The sequence below is a fragment of the Okeania sp. SIO3B5 genome (assembly GCF_010692555.1).
In the GTDB taxonomy this organism is placed as follows: Bacteria; Cyanobacteriota; Cyanobacteriia; order Cyanobacteriales; family Microcoleaceae; genus Okeania.
This window is the reverse complement of record NZ_JAAHHG010000027.1, coordinates 30,204-44,598: the sequence shown is the minus strand read 5'-3', so window position 1 is coordinate 44,598 and position 14,395 is coordinate 30,204. Positions and strand designations below refer to the sequence as shown.

Genomic DNA, 14,395 nt, shown 5'->3' with positions numbered 1-14,395 from the left:
TCCTAAATTACGAGAAACTACCCAACCTATTAGTAATAATTCTTGACGGTCAAATTCTACCTTATCCAGAGAACCCAATGTTGCTAATAATTTTGTTTTTTCTGACACTGTATATGGTTCTAAATCAACTAAATTTTTTTCTGGTAAATCAATTCCACTTTTGCCTTCTTCCTCACTTCTAACTTCTTGTTCACTTCTAACTTTTGACTTTTGACTTTTGACTTTTTCCTCCTCACCTCTAACTTCTTGTTCACTTCTGACTTCATTACTTCTTCCTTCTTCCTCTCTTGGTGCGCATTCCCTTGCGTCTGACGCCGACGCGGGGTCGCACCGCTTCTTCCCTCTTCCTTCTTTTACTTTAGACAAAACCTGACCTTTGCCATCTTTAAATATAGGAGTTAAAGCAATCTCAGCATTTTGGAATTGTGAAACTTGTTCTGGTTTAAGAAATACCTTGATAAGAAATCTTGCTTTGTCAGAATTATGAAGATTGGGATGTAATTTCCTCACATCTGGACTTGGTAAATTTAAGGCAGTTTCAAAATTTTCTATTTCAGTATCTGCAATAGTTAATTTAAAACTTTTTACTGTTCCTAAATTACGAGAAACTACCCAACCTATTAGTAATAATTCTTGACGGTCAAATTCTACCTTATCCAGAGAACCCAATGTTGCTAATAATTTTGTTTTTTCTGACACTGTATATGGTTCTAAATCAACTACATTTTTTTCTGGTAAATCAATTCCACTTTTGCCTTCCTCCTCACTTCTAACTTCCTGTTCACTTCTAACTTTTGACTTTTGACTTTTGATTTTTTCCTGTTCACTTCTAACTAAAGTTATTTGTTTGGGATTATCTAATACTTTAGACAAAACCTGACCTTTACCATCTTTAAATATAGGAGTTAAAGCAATCTCAGCATTTTGGAATTGTGAAATTTGTTCTGTGTTAAGAAATGCCTTGAGACGAAATCTTGCTTTGTCAGAATGATTAAGATTGGGGTGTAATTTCCTCACATCTGGGCTTGGTAAATCTAAGGCAGTTTCAAAATTTTCTATTTCAGTATTTGCAATAGTTAATTGAAAGCTTTTTACTGCTCCTAAATTACGAGAAACTACCCAACCTATTAGTAATAATTCTTCGCGGTCAAATTCTACCTTATCCAGAGAACCCAACGTTGCTAATATTTTTGTTTTTTCTGGCACTGTATATGGTTGCAAATCAACTACATTTTTTTCAGGTAAATCAATTCCACTTTTGCCTTCCTCCTCACTTCTAACTTCTTGTTCACTTCCAACTTCTAACTTTTGACTTTTGAATTTTGACTTTTGAATTTTCCTTTCCTGTTCACTTCTAACTTTTGACTTTTGACTTTTGACTTTTGAATTTTGAATTCTTCTTTTTAAAGCTGCTGCATAAAGTTCCATATCTTGACTATTAGCATTTGCCAATTCATCCATTAATTTTTTGTCTGATAAAACCTCTTTCCGAAAGTCAAGATATTCTGGATAAGGATTTCTGTTTTGGTAAATAACTTGATAATCTGACCAATCAAGAAGATTTTTGAGTGCCAGTAAATCCTCCTCAAAATATTCTGTAATTCCGACAAAATCAAAATAATCCAGAGATTTACCATTCACACAATAAGCCATAAGATTACTGTTGCCTTGAACAAACTTCAGTAAACCTTCTTTATTTAGATAATCTTTTGTAGGATTCGATATGTGGCGAAAACAATAATCAGAAATTAATCTGTGGATAGGTTCTCTTAACCATGTAATTCTCTTAGCCTGAGGAAATAATTGATCGTACTTACCCGCGCGAAAATGACCCTCAATAACTTTAGCCTGCCAATGAATAGTAGCTGGCATATTATCTTCAAACATATTAGTTTTATCTGTCAGAACTCCTTGAGTTCCATAAACCTGCAATAAAACCTGTCTGAAAGCTGTTCCGGCTGCTTTTGGCACATGAACAGAAATAAGTTCTACTTGAGGAGTTTGAGTTGGTAAATTATTTGCTTCTGGTGTTTGAACTAAACTAGATAAAGCCGGATTAACAGCATTTAATAAAGGTTCTCCTTCACGGTCAGCCACAAGAGGAATTAAAATAATCAGAGCATCTTTAAATTGTTGTTGCTGCTGTTTATTCATTGGCAGTCTAATAATAAACCGAGCATTATTAGCAGCAGAAATATTTGGATGTGCTTTTTTCACTCCAGGGCTAGGAAGACCTTGAGTTAATTCAAATCCTACTAATTGTTGACTGCCAAATAAAACCTTAAAATTAGTGACAGACTCAGGCTCGAAAGAGAGAACCCATCCACTTAAACAAACAGTTTCATTTTCTATTGCTACTTGGTCTAAAAATCCAGTAGTTGCTGCTAGTTGTGTGTTTGTTTTCTGTACTATTTCAACTTTTTCCATATTAATAAGATTCTGTAAATTATTTTTTATTGACTACTCCCCGCAGCTGTTGCCAAGGGGATTCTAAGCAGATACTACGCAACAGGATAAATCCATGTTGCTCCGTTTTTTCTTAGCTGACCAAAGATGCACTCTCTGGGGACAATTTCCGCGGTGCCCCTACACAGTCGGCTTAAGTCTAAACTTAGCTTTCTGCTTACTTTTGCAATTATATTTGCAGCCCCATTACAGTCTGCATTCACGCACCAATTATTACCTGTTCTATACAAACCACGCTTTATTCTTTTCGGTGATGGTTTCCAATCATCGGGTTTTTCACCATAAATAGGCAGATCGTCACCATCTAAAAATGAAGCAATACTTGTATAACTTTCCTCAGTTTCTATAAATATAATCCCATACTCTTCACATAATTGAGCTATTCTTTCTTTGAGTCTAGCTGTGGGAATTGGTACAAATTCTGAATTATTTTTTTTTCCTAATTCTATTTGATTTTTCTGACCTTTATTCCAACCAAATACAATTGTACCAATAGATTTTTTTAAACAATGATTAATTACGATTCTAGCTGCTTTATTTATACCGTCACGGATTTGGCGGTTACGCTTTTCTGTAATGGCAGCTAGTTTATTTGACCAAAATCCAGTCGGTTTATTTTCTTTAATAGTTGATACTTGTTTGTTGTACCAACGATTCATTGATTTGAGATGTTTACCATCTACAATTAAGCTTGTATTTACATTAGATACACAGGTCAACCAATTATTTACACCATGGTCTATTCCTAATACATTGCCTTGGTTTAATTGAGGTTTAATTACCACTTCTTTTTCATAGACAAATTCTTGGGTAAAACATCTATTTCTGGGTAATATTCTCAGTTCTTTCAGAGATGAAAATTCTCTTATACTCGGCATTGGAATTAAAAAGCTATCTAGACCAAACCAGCGTTTACAGGTATTGCCTAATGGTACTCTAATTTGATTACCTTTGAGTTTTAATGCTTGCTTGGGGTAACTAACTGTAGCCATTCCCCCTTTTTTTCTATAGTTAGGAATACTTGGTCTGTCTGAGATTTTTCCTTCACTATAGGCAATTATAAGACCATAGTAAGACCTAAATGATTCAGCTACGGTTCTCAATATTTGTTGTGCTGAAGAGCGAATATAAAACTTTATAGTGATTGTTCTTTTTGTAGACTTTTTCCAAGTCATACTTACCCAGAGTTTTGTAAGACTTAAAATATAATTGTCTGGCATAATATATTCCCATATTAGTTAGCTTGTGAGACTGTTCACACAAGAATTTTAAGATAGAAATTAATTCAGGATTTTTACCTACTAAAACTTGCTGACAATAGTACATTTTAAACGGGCGGAACGAAAACTTATTGTCAATCATAGTAACAGAGGACAACTAAAATTGTCTAATCCAAACAACTCCCTTGTTTTCATGTCCCGGTTCAAAAACGGGGGAGCTTCAACGTTGCTTTTCAGTAAAATAAAATACTTCGGATTAAAATCCGACAACTCGCCTTTCATCCATCGCTTAAAAGACGATGGCTTTCATGCTCCCGTGTTATTTAGGTAAACAGGTGAAGTTCTCTCCCGTTAAATCGGAGATTATAACGGGAGCTTCTTAAGCAAAGAAGTTTCTTGCGAGTGCTGGCGCAACGCTACGCGAACACAGGCTGACTAACGCCTAAGCCTCCACAAGCAGACAAGATGATACCCACCTCGTTTAACGCTTTATTTAATATGTTAATTGCTGCATTCTCATCTCTATCTAAAACTGTTTGACATTTAGGACAAGAGTGAGTTCTAACTGATAAAGTTTTAGACACTTTATGACCACAATTACTACAATTTTGTGATGTATTGTGAGGGTTAACTTTAATGACATGAACACCGCGTTTTACCGCTACTGCATTCAATTTTTCAATAAATGCTCCCCAGGCTACATCATAGATTGATTTTGATAGTTTAGTATTTTTTGCTAAACCTTTAATATTAAGGTCTTCTACAGCAATTAAATCATATTCTTTAACTAATTTATGAGCAGTTTTGTAATGGAAATCTTCTCTTTGCCTGGCAATATGTTGATGTAGTCTAGCTATTTTATTTTGTGCTGCCCTCCAGTTGTTTGACCCAATTTCTTTTCTAGATACTTTTTTTTGCTTTCTTGCTAAATTAGATTGGGATTTTCTATAAAATTTAGGAACAGAAACAGTTTCACCAGCATTAGTAGTTAAAAACTCTTTTAAGCCTACATCAATACCTACAGCAGTTTTGATATTTTCTGTAGAAATTAAACTAGGTACTGACTTATCTTCTAAACTAAAACTCACATAATAACCGTCAGCTTTTTTGGTTATAGTTGCAGTTTTGATAACAAAACCATCTGGAATTGGTCTATGAACTATTACAGGAATAGTACCAAACCTACTAATAATTATTTGTTTACCGTCAAATTTTATTGCTGCTTTGGGGTGATTAACTCTACTGAAACAAAATGACCTTAAAAACCCTGATTTTTTAAATCTTGGTCGTCCTCCACGTTTACCAGTTTTATCAGGTATTAGCCTTTCATGTCGGCTCTTAGCCGAAACGTTTCCAAGCTTTATCTAGTCTTTGTAAGTTAATTTGCTGGACTTCGTATGGAGATTTCTTTGTAGTCAGGAAATAACTTTTTTGTCTGTTTAAGTGCTGATTGTTGAAAATAATAATCTGGTCTACTAGAAATTTCACCAATAGGACATGAAATTAATGAGCAACGGTCAACTTGACATCTAGTTCTATTCAACCAGTCTAGTCTTTGACAAGCGTGCATAATTCCAATGTCTTCGTAATAGTTCTAGCCAATAATCAATTTTTACTGACTGTTCAGGAGTGGGCTTAATTTTGTAGCAATGAGTAATTATCATAATTTTAGACTACTCTTTAATGCAATGTTTATACAGCAATCGACACCTTTTTAATTTACAGCTCGGCAATTCCCCTCCCGTTAAATCACAGATTATAACGGGAGACCCCTTGCCTAATCAAGTTGGATAAGAGGATGTACTTCGGTTTATTTCCTACTCACAGTTTTTTCCACTCCCCACTTCCCCACTCCCCCCACCTATCCCTTATAAGGAACTCCTCAGACACGGGGACACGGAGACGCGGAGACACGGGGACACGGAGAGCAGGGGAGCAGGGAGAAATAGTCATAGCGTCCAAGTAAAACTACTTAATTCGTCAAAATCAATGTACTTTTAAATACATTTTCTCTCTAGAAAAAGGCTTTTAAAGTCTTGAACATAATTTGTCTATAATGTCTACGTTTTATGTTAAGAAAGATGTTTATAAAGCATAGCTCTTCCCAGGGCTAATTCATTGTTGTCAGAGAATATTAATATGAAATACATTTAATTGTGCAAATATCCCCATCTCCCCATCCCCCCATCTCCCCATCCCCCTATTCCCTGACTTCTACAAGAAGTCTATTTTTTTTTCCAAAATCAACAAATCTTCTTTAAAAGATGAGGTACGACCACACCAAGAACCATAAGACTTTTCTAGAACATTAAACCCTCGTTCATTTATCCACTGTAATAGTAGATTTTCTCTAAAGCCAATTCCTTTTTCTGGCAAATTAATATCTTTAGTAAAACCATATTCTGTTTCATAAATAAGCTGTTGAAAATTCTTGCCTTTAGCCATCAACTGTTCTGATACCGAGTTGATTAAAAAGCAAATTAATAAGCACCTCCCTCCAGGTTTCAAAACTCTATGTATTTCATCAAGATAGTGCATAACCTCCAGACCTTGTAAATGAGTTAATAAATGAGGAATACAGACACAGTTAAAACTTTCATCAGGATAAGGAAAAGTAAAATTAATTGCTAATATTGTGCCAGTGGGATTATACAGAGGATGATGAATATTGTGCCAGTTAAAATTAAAATTAGGTTTGCGTGTTGTAATTTCTTTTTGTACCGAGGAAATCAAATTTTTTACCATATCAAAACCTTCATAACGACCAGAAGGATGTAAATAATGAACTAAGGCATAAGCAACAGTACCAATATTACAACCAACATCCAGAATATGGTCTTTGGGTTCTAAACCTAATCTCTGAATTAAATCTCCTAGTAATTTGAAGGAACTCCGAATAAATTGACCACTTCCATCAATGTCAGTTATTTTTATATCTTTCTCTTCAGGCAGTGGCAAAAGTGGTGCTAATACCTTTAATAAAATTATCCCCTCACCACGTTGAAATTGAGGAGTTAAAGCGATTAATGAATACTTTAATTGGTTGATTTGTTGTTGATTTAAAAGAATTTTGAGCCGGAATCTAGCATTACTTGAACTATCTAAATTAGGATGAACTTTTTCTACATCTGGACTGGGTATATTGAGAGTTTGTTCAAAAAAACTAAACACTTGATTAGCAATAACAACTTTAAATCCTTCCACCATACCAGCATCAAGAGAGGCAACCCAACCAGACAACCGCAACACTTGATTTTTAATAACTGCCCGGTCAATAGAACCCCAAGTAAGTAGAGGATTAGTTTTTGTTGTTTTGTGGGGAATTTGTTGTTTTCCAGATGATAAATTTTCGAGATTCTCTTGAGTATAATATTGTATTTTCGATGTTTTTCTCCGGTTCTTCCGTAAACTTAGCGCTTCTCGATAAAGTTCTATATCTTCCTGATTTATCACTGATATTTTATTGACTATTTCTTGATTAGATAAGACTTCTTCTAATAATGACTTATATTCTGGATAGGGATTGGTATTTTGAGTTTCAAGCTGATATTCCGGCCAATTTAGTATTAATTTTAGTTCATGTAAATCTTCAAGAAAAAATTCTTGAATCCCAACAAAATCAAATTCTGTTAATTTTTGCTCTTGAACAAATTTTGATTTAATTACATTCTGCATCTCTGGTTTTTCGGCGAATTCTATAAATGTCAAATTAGACTCTTTTATCGGTGATAAATTTTGTTCATCACTTTCTAATAAAATTTGCCAAGTCTTCCAAAAAAAGTAAAGAGAAATTAACCGTTTTATCGGGTCTCTTAGCCAAATAATTTTTCTATATTCTGGAAATTTATAATCATATTTATTGCCAGGAAAATGACCATGAATTACTTTTACTTCTGGTTTAGGATTAATTAACATTTTATGGCGGAAATCACCCTTGTGAGGATAGTCAAAAAAAATCTCTTCTGGATGATATATTTGTCTCAAAACTTTTTTAAATGTTGTACCAGCAGTTTTTGGTACATGAATTGAAATAATTTTTGCCTTTACTTCTTGTGGTCGGTGAGGTTGATTTATCTGTCTCATTTTTCGGTTAAAGATTGAAGAATAATATTTTGCTTAAGTCTGGTTGATTTGAGATTTTGATGCATCAATTTGAATCTTAATTCTTTCTAATTTAGACTTGTATTTTTTTAAGACCATCTGGTAGTTAGATAACTTTGACTTAAATTCAGTTTTTTTTTCTACAATTAGCAAATCTTGATAAGTAAAAGATTTGCGCCCACACCATGAACCATAATATTTCCCTACAATATTTAAACCACTCTCTTTTATCCAATCAATTAGTAAAGATTCTTGAAAACCTATTAGGAAAAGTATTAACAAAATTAGGTCGCTTAGATGAAGCTGTGAAAGCTTATACTCAAGCAATAGAACTTAACTATAACTCTGCTTGGCACCATCACAAATTAGGAGAAGTATTGCTAGAGAAAAAGTTAAGAGATGATGCAGTTGCTTGTTTCCAATCTGCTATAAAAATTAATCCTAATATGTATCAATCATATAACAAATTAGGAGAATTATTTGCTACAAAAGGGTTACTAGATCTGGCAGTCACATTTTTTCGTGAATCTATAAGCTTGAACCCAGATTTTAGCTGGCCTTACTACAACTTGGCAGAGGTATTATTTCAACAAAAAAAATGGTATGAGGCTGTTACTTTCTATCAAAAAGCTATTCAACTTCATCCATGCTTATTTAGAGATAGTTATAAATTAGCAATAGCTTTCAAAAAACAGGGTAGATTAAAAGAGGCTATTGCTACATATAGATATGTCATAGAACTGAATCCAAATATACCTAAACTTCATCATAATTTGGCAGATACTCTACAAAAATTAGGGAATTTGGAGGAAGCTGTAGCATCGTATCAGTATGCCATAAAACTTAGTCCGAAAACAGATTTACTTCACCGTCATTTAGGAAATGTTTTCCAGCGACTAGGGAATTTAGAGCAAGCTGCTGCTTCTTACCGTTGTGCTATTGAACTGAAGCCAAAAGTAGAAGATTATTGTAATTTAGGACTTATTCTTGCCGAGCAAAATAATTGGACTGAAGCGATTAATTGCTATTTACAAGGGCTTAATATTAACCCAAAATCTAAGAAAATTTACCAATATTTGGGAGATACTCTCAAACAACTTGGCTACTCCGAAGAAGCTCTTTCTTGTTATGAGTTATGTCTTCCAGTTAAGCTTTTAAAGAAGCTCATAGACTGGGAAATTACATCTATTAACAGCCCTAATAACAATATCACTCACATAAAAATTAGTTCAGCTTATCAATGCCATTTAATACCTCCAAAAACTGTCAAACAGAATATCCATAAGAATTTCACTACAAATCATTTAACTTCCCCTGAAACATTTGTTGCTATAGTTCCTTATTTTTGAACCATTACCACTTAAAACCTTGAACTTTTTGATACTTAAAAAGGCACTTACCTTTATCTTTAAAAACGTTTAGGTTTAATCAGCAAGCCCTAATTATCAATTATCCATTATCCATTATCCATTATCCATTATCCATTATCCATTATCAATTATCCATTATCCATTATCCATTATCCATTATCCATTATCCATTATCCATTATCCATTATCCATTGGTAATGGCTTTTGCCACCAATAAGTATCTCTAGGTTTACTCATAGTTTTTGTAATTAGCCAATCCTTGAGTAAATCATAAGCTGGTTTATACTTTTCTCTTTGCGCATCATCTACCATTAATATTCCTCCTTTTTTTAAAACCTTAATTGATGCTTCTAAACATTTCATTCGATCGCGGCCATCAACAATAATTAAATCGAAAAATTCTTGAGGAAATTTGTCACATACTGTGTGATATGGCTTAGATAAAAGTCTTAAGTCTACAGGATTACAAGTTGCATCTTGCTGAAGATTATCTTTTACTTTCTTGTACCACTTAGTATCATGTTCAATAGAAATAAGTTTTTTAGTCAATTTAGACATCCATATTGTAGAGCCACCACTGCCAAATTCTAATACATTAGCATCTGGTTTTTGTTTGAGAAAATTCTCTAAAAAATTAGTAGCTTCTGGAGTTAACATGGGAGTATCTCTGATACTTGATGATTTATTTTTTGGGGATTTGATATTATTTGTGACAACTTCTGTTTGAAGATTAGCTAACTTATTATGGCTAGAGTTTGGCAATGAGTTATTAGTTACTTGAGTAGATTGCTTGAGATTTTTTTCCAGATGTTTAAATTCTTCAGGATTGATAAATCGCAAGCCTTTTCCTGAATTTATTTTTTCAGCTACTAATGGTAAATTTTTATGCCTTCCATGTAGTATTTTTACAGTTCCAGAAATAACTCCAGAAAAAGGAAATCTACAGTTATATTCTGGGGCAAGAGTGGAAATTCTGAGTTTACTGTTATACAAAACTTCTCTAAAAGTAGGTTGGTCGGCATTAGGTGGTTTATATAATTCTAACCATTTGACAAAAAACTTTTCTAGTTGAGGAGATTTTTTATATAAGATTACTCCTGTATTTAACTGTTGAAAACTTTCTGGTACACCATTAACAAAACCTCTAATATTTAGGGGAGCATGAGCTACTCCCATATCAAATTTATCTAAGAGTGTAAATATTTCTGAAAAGTTAGCAGATATGTAGGTATCTGTATCTAGAAATAATGTGTAATCGTAAGGCGAAGCATACATATATTTGATTTTATCTACATGATTGTAATCTGGTTTTTCTATTACTATTACTTGGTCAAAGTTAGAATTTTTAATGTCTTCACTAGCAAAAATTGTTACTGGTAGATTAGGCATTTTTGCTTTTAAACTAGCTACTGATTCACAAGCTTCACGAATAAATTTTTCTCCAGTTGCAATATAAATTACTCCTATCGAACTTTGATATTTAGACTGTAACTTTAAAGAACCTAGAGGTACACGACTTTTATCTTTAAGTATGGCTTGTAATGTTAATTCAGATTCTTTTGGTAAACTAATTACTTGTATTTCTGTGGAAAAACCACTTGTTTTTGCATGAGCAACTTGAGGATAAGCCTTTGCTACACCAGAACGTTGTTTGTTGATAGATGCTGTTTGAATTACTTGACCATTACTGATAATTTCTACTGCTACAGCCGGAGAATTGTTACCAACTACCCACCCCGCTAATTTAATTGTATTTTGCTGAAAAATTTGTCCTTTTTTTGGTCTATCTAAATAACACCCATGTAATAAACTTGACACAGGCTTTAATAACTCAACACCAGCAACTTCTACTTGAATATTTCCTGACTGATATTGCTCTTTATTTACGAATTTTATAGATTTTTGATGTAATAAATCTTCTCCACCAATAATTTTATAATGTCTCAATCTCCGAATTTCGGTAACTAAGTTTTTTTGATGGAAAAAATAGCTACTATAAATATTTTCTACTTGGCGATGACAATCATGTACAAAAACATCTGTACTTCGAGCTTCAAAAGCTAGTTTGGCAGCTATGTATATACTCTTCATTCTGCCTGGCATTTCTTCTGAATATCCAGCAGGCGCATCCACAAAAATAACGTCCCATTTTGTTTCCACAATCTCATCTGGTAATACCATTGAGAGACATTCTTTTCCCTGACTATATTGAGTTAGTAAATTCAGCCAGTCTTTCCTTTTTGTACCATAATTAACTAGGTAAGCTTTCATTCCTAGATAAGTTTCTTTTGCCCATTTAAACCATTCTGGATTATCTTCTACAAATACAGTCTTTCCCTGTTTGTTGACATTCATCCAGATATGACTGTCTTTCCCAACACCAAATATTAAAAAATTAATCGGCGTTTTTGGAGTGATTGTATTGATGATGTATGAATATTCATCAATATGACAGCCGGATAATTTAGATAGTTTATTTTTATATTTTTCACTAGGTAAAATATACTTCTGAGCATCAGTAGTATATTTCTGGAGAGGGACAGTATTCGTTACTGCACGATCGCGAAATTTGATTGATGTAGGCTGATTAGTAGTTAATTTTAGCTTTTCTTCAGTAGTTTCATGCTGTAGAGACTGGTATTTTCCCAAGCTAGTTTTAGCCAGACTCAATTGAGATTTATATTCTGATAGTAGTTTCTTTTTTTGACCAAGTCGTTCTAGTGAATTTTGTGATTTTTCTTCTGATTCTATTTCAGACATAAATTAAAAACTCCGTGGTTATATTACTCCAGTCAAGGAATAAATTTAGTTAACTGTTTTGTTTGAGAGTTCCTTAGCTACAAGCTCATAAAACATTACCATTTTATTAAGTGAAGTTCTCTCCCGTTAAATCGCAGATTATAAGGGGAGACTCCTTGCCGAATCAAGTTGGAACATACATACATTTGCTAGAGGTAAATTATGTTAGGATTTTTGCCTATTATCTCAATTTTTTGTACTGCTAAACAGGAAATGACTAAGGTTTTTATTGGTGAGACAAATAAATTAGCAATGATTTTGATTTACTATAGAAAAAGCAACAAGATTTATCAAAATAATTGGGTCTAAAACCCCGCTTTTTAAGGCAAAATGTTTTTGGAAGCTTGCTTCAAATCCCTGTTACAAAAACAACTTCTGACGCACGTTAAACCCAGACAGGATCGTAGATAGCATCTGAATCTCCCCTAAGCTCAGACTCGTAGAATTCATCAATAAATTTTTCTCCCTTTTTCTTGTATTGGTTGTACTGTTTTTGCCAGAAACCACCACATTTTTGTGACATATTTGGCGTTACCTCATAAGCTTTTCCTCCATTCACAATTTTTTGTTTGATTTGTTCCCTAGAACGATATCTGTATTGTCTGAGGATAAGTCCATGATTTTTTCCAAGCACTGTTACAGGTAGCTGCTTTCCCTGAAAATTTACTTTGTGCTGCCCCTGACCTATCCTCATGCCTGAGTGCCAGCGAACCATAATCTTACTGTAGCCTTGAGGAAAAATAGAACGATCTTCCTTTTTCCTGTGAGTCATTCTTTTAAGAGGATTAGCTTCAGACTGATCGTAGAATGCTCTGAGCAAGTGGTTTCTATGTTGAAGACCTAAACAGATATGTTTTTGATCCAATTGACTCAGAATTTTTGGTAGGGGTTTATCTGATGCAGAAATTATTTCATCTGCATCAAATGGAAATATCCATTCTGCCCCCCAAATTTTGTTAGCAAACTCAGCCGCTGCTGAATTCTTCCTAGACTTATGAAAAAGGGGATCTCTATCTTCTATCAGATAAACCATTGCTTCTGGGTGGTCATCAGCGAAGCGTCTAATTTCATCTCTAGTTCCATCTGAGGATAGATGATCCAACACCACAAATTTTTTTATACCTTCTCTATAATTTCCAGCTAGAGTGTAGTAGATAATATCCTCTTCATCTTTTACCATTGCCACACCAGCGATAACCGCACTTTCTTCAAATTCCTCAGATACTGGCTTTTGATTAGGAATTGATTGGCTTCTGCCTATAAATTTATTTTGTTCAAATGGTTTTTCCCACCAATAAGTGTGCCTAGCCTGAGTAACGGTTTTGGTGAATTGCCAATCTTTTGACAAATTATGGCATTGTTTATATCTCCCCCTTTGTGCATCATCCAACATCAATATTCCACCTGGTTTTAAAAGTTTAATTGATGCTTCAAAACATTTCATTCGATCACGACCATCTACAATAATTAAATCGAAAGATGCTTCAGGCAATTTTTCACATATTGTATGGTACGGTCTTGGTAATAGTTTGATATCAACTGGATGACAATTTTTCTGCTTCTCAATATAATTTTTAATCTGCTGAAACCACTTAGCATCATGCTCGATAGAAGTCAGATTTTTTGTTAGTTTAGAAAGCCATATAGTAGAACCGCCACTGCCAAATTCTAATACTCTAGCATCAGTTTTTTGCTGGAAAAAATTTTCTAAAAATTGAATAGCTTCTTTTGTCAATAGAGGAGTTTTATGAATATTTAGTGACTTATTATTATTTCTACCTATACAACCTATTGGCATCCGAGTTTCATCAATAAATACTGCTTGGATTAGCCAGTTAAATTTAGGAGGCAAATCTTTGAGGATAAACTCTATATTGAAACCTATTTCTGTTAGTTGGGATGCTTGGGGATAACGTTTAACTATATCGGGATATGACCGATCTACAGATACTTTTTTGATAATACTGTGCAAAAATACTACTTCTACAGCAACGATAGAACACTTTTTACCCAATACCCACCCAGAAATTTTAATGGTATCTTCTTTATAAGTTTGTTCCTGAATATCATTGATTTCATATCCCCAAAATAATTGATCATAAATTTCACTCAAATTCCGGTCGTAGGTTTCAATCAAGATTGGCACTGACTGGGAGATTTGATGATGTTTTTTTTCTGTTGTTTTTGGTTCATCCTTGATAATTTTTTTTTGAATAGTAGTTAGTTTTGATTCTTTGACTACATCCAAAACTTGATAACTGGGATTGAGTTGAGAAAATTTTATTTGAGCAGCTTCTAGCTTTTTTCTATTAATTTCTAATAACTCTTTCGATTTTATAAGTTTTTCTTCCGGTAGCATAATATAATCTTATTTAATGATTCGTTAAATTTACTTTAAAAAATAAAAAAAAATTAGATATTGACAATATTCAAGAACAT

The 14,395-nt window shown here is 33.5% G+C and carries 10 protein-coding genes; 2 read left to right on the top strand and 8 right to left on the bottom strand.

Translation table 11 applies throughout. From position 1 onward, the window contains the following. The 6 genes from F6K54_RS06335 to F6K54_RS06310 form a co-directional block, all read right to left on the bottom strand. A partial coding sequence (locus F6K54_RS06335; RefSeq protein WP_293075725.1) for a sulfotransferase family 2 domain-containing protein occupies positions 1–2,427 on the bottom strand: 2,427 nt, incomplete at its 3' end. A gap of 74 nt (positions 2,428–2,501) precedes the next feature. After that, positions 2,502–3,686 carry a transposase gene (locus F6K54_RS06330; protein WP_293075723.1) on the bottom strand — a complete coding sequence of 395 codons (1,185 nt, stop codon included), beginning with the start codon at positions 3,684–3,686 and terminating at the stop codon, positions 2,502–2,504. A gap of 416 nt (positions 3,687–4,102) precedes the next feature. Continuing rightward, positions 4,103–5,005 carry a transposase gene (locus F6K54_RS06325; RefSeq protein ID WP_293075745.1) on the bottom strand — a complete coding sequence of 301 codons (903 nt, stop codon included), beginning with the start codon at positions 5,003–5,005 and terminating at the stop codon, positions 4,103–4,105. 59 nt (positions 5,006–5,064) lie between these two features. Beyond that, positions 5,065–5,256: a hypothetical protein gene (locus tag F6K54_RS06320; protein WP_293075721.1), complete on the bottom strand. Its 192-nt coding sequence runs from the start codon at positions 5,254–5,256 to the stop codon at positions 5,065–5,067. Further along, on the bottom strand, positions 5,222–5,350 hold the full coding sequence (locus F6K54_RS06315) for a helix-turn-helix domain-containing protein (RefSeq protein ID WP_293075720.1): 129 nt from the start codon (positions 5,348–5,350) through the stop codon (positions 5,222–5,224). The genes F6K54_RS06320 and F6K54_RS06315 overlap by 35 nt, the downstream gene beginning before the upstream one ends. A 550-nt stretch (positions 5,351–5,900) precedes the next feature. Further along, positions 5,901–7,769 carry a sulfotransferase family 2 domain-containing protein gene (locus F6K54_RS06310; RefSeq protein WP_293075718.1) on the bottom strand — a complete coding sequence of 623 codons (1,869 nt, stop codon included), beginning with the start codon at positions 7,767–7,769 and terminating at the stop codon, positions 5,901–5,903. Positions 7,770–7,972: 203 nt separating this feature from the next. On the opposite strand from F6K54_RS06310, the gene F6K54_RS06305 reads away from it, so the two are divergent. Further along, positions 7,973–9,136, top strand: a complete 1,164-nt coding sequence (locus F6K54_RS06305) for a tetratricopeptide repeat protein (RefSeq protein WP_293075716.1) — start codon at positions 7,973–7,975, stop codon at positions 9,134–9,136. 198 nt (positions 9,137–9,334) lie between these two features. Here the strand turns inward: F6K54_RS06305 and F6K54_RS06300 are convergent, their stop codons facing one another. Then, positions 9,335–11,917 carry a class I SAM-dependent methyltransferase gene (locus F6K54_RS06300; RefSeq protein WP_293075715.1) on the bottom strand — a complete coding sequence of 861 codons (2,583 nt, stop codon included), beginning with the start codon at positions 11,915–11,917 and terminating at the stop codon, positions 9,335–9,337. Between the two features lie 201 nt (positions 11,918–12,118). On the opposite strand from F6K54_RS06300, the gene F6K54_RS06295 reads away from it, so the two are divergent. Beyond that, entirely contained in the window at positions 12,119–12,265 is a 147-nt protein-coding gene (locus F6K54_RS06295; protein WP_293075713.1) for a hypothetical protein, read from the top strand. A 76-nt stretch (positions 12,266–12,341) separates the two neighbouring features. Here the strand turns inward: F6K54_RS06295 and F6K54_RS06290 are convergent, their stop codons facing one another. Continuing rightward, positions 12,342–14,315: a glycosyltransferase family 2 protein gene (locus tag F6K54_RS06290; protein WP_293075711.1), complete on the bottom strand. Its 1,974-nt coding sequence runs from the start codon at positions 14,313–14,315 to the stop codon at positions 12,342–12,344. Positions 14,316–14,395 lie beyond the last annotated feature (80 nt).

What these genes read in the sequence shown, in the direction of transcription:
- F6K54_RS06330 (WP_293075723.1), bottom strand. Translation starts at nt 3,686, where the DNA reads ATGCCAGACAATTATATTTTAAGTCTTACAAAACTCTGGGTAAGTATG.
- F6K54_RS06320 (WP_293075721.1), bottom strand. Translation starts at nt 5,256, where the DNA reads ATGCACGCTTGTCAAAGACTAGACTGGTTGAATAGAACTAGATGTCAA.
- F6K54_RS06315 (WP_293075720.1), bottom strand. Translation starts at nt 5,350, where the DNA reads ATGATAATTACTCATTGCTACAAAATTAAGCCCACTCCTGAACAGTCA.
- F6K54_RS06310 (WP_293075718.1), bottom strand. Translation starts at nt 7,769, where the DNA reads ATGAGACAGATAAATCAACCTCACCGACCACAAGAAGTAAAGGCAAAA.
- F6K54_RS06305 (WP_293075716.1), top strand. Translation starts at nt 7,973, where the DNA reads ATGAACCATAATATTTCCCTACAATATTTAAACCACTCTCTTTTATCC.
- F6K54_RS06300 (WP_293075715.1), bottom strand. Translation starts at nt 11,917, where the DNA reads ATGTCTGAAATAGAATCAGAAGAAAAATCACAAAATTCACTAGAACGA.
- F6K54_RS06295 (WP_293075713.1), top strand. Translation starts at nt 12,119, where the DNA reads ATGTTAGGATTTTTGCCTATTATCTCAATTTTTTGTACTGCTAAACAG.
- F6K54_RS06290 (WP_293075711.1), bottom strand. Translation starts at nt 14,315, where the DNA reads ATGCTACCGGAAGAAAAACTTATAAAATCGAAAGAGTTATTAGAAATT.